Source organism: Microbispora hainanensis (assembly GCF_006874475.1).
Lineage (GTDB): Bacteria > Actinomycetota > Actinomycetes > Streptosporangiales > Streptosporangiaceae > Microbispora > Microbispora hainanensis.
This window is the reverse complement of the sequence record NZ_VIRM01000191.1, coordinates 1-538: the sequence shown is the minus strand read 5'-3', so window position 1 is coordinate 538 and position 538 is coordinate 1. Positions and strand designations below refer to the sequence as shown.

1 protein-coding gene is annotated in these 538 nt (G+C 70.3%); it reads left to right on the top strand.

Annotation, left to right across the window (positions count from 1 at the left end):
• A partial coding sequence (locus tag FLX08_RS40120) for a LamG-like jellyroll fold domain-containing protein (protein WP_167530782.1) occupies positions 1-538 on the top strand: 538 nt, incomplete at both ends.

Below are 538 nucleotides of genomic sequence, written 5' to 3'. Positions count from 1 at the left end.
ATCTGGGCCGGCGCCGCGGACAACGTCGCCTCCGGCACCCAGGCGAACATCCCCGTCCCGGCCGGGCAGCTGACCGACGGGTGGAAGGTCCGCTGGAGGGCGCGCGCGGTCGCCGGCGACACCACCTCAGGCTGGTCGGACTGGCAGCAGGTCACCATCGACGTCACCCAGCCCGGCGAGGAACCCCTGGCCCAGACCGCCGGACCTGTGATCCACACCGACCAGAGCTTCACCGCCGCCGCATGGCTGCGCTGGAGCGACAAGGACGGCGACTACACCGTCCTCGAACAGAAGGGCACCCACCAGGCTCCCTTCCGCCTCGGCAACACCGCAGAGCACGGCCTGGTCTTCGCCTTCACCAGCGCCGACACCACCGATGCGACGGTCGAAGGCGTCCTGTCCGGGGTCGAACCGCCCCTCGATGAGTGGTTCCACCTGGCAGGCACGTACGACGCGGCCACACGGACGGCCACCCTGTACCTGAACGGGACACAGGCCGGAACCGCCCAACTGTCCTTCCCCACCTGGAACGCCCAGG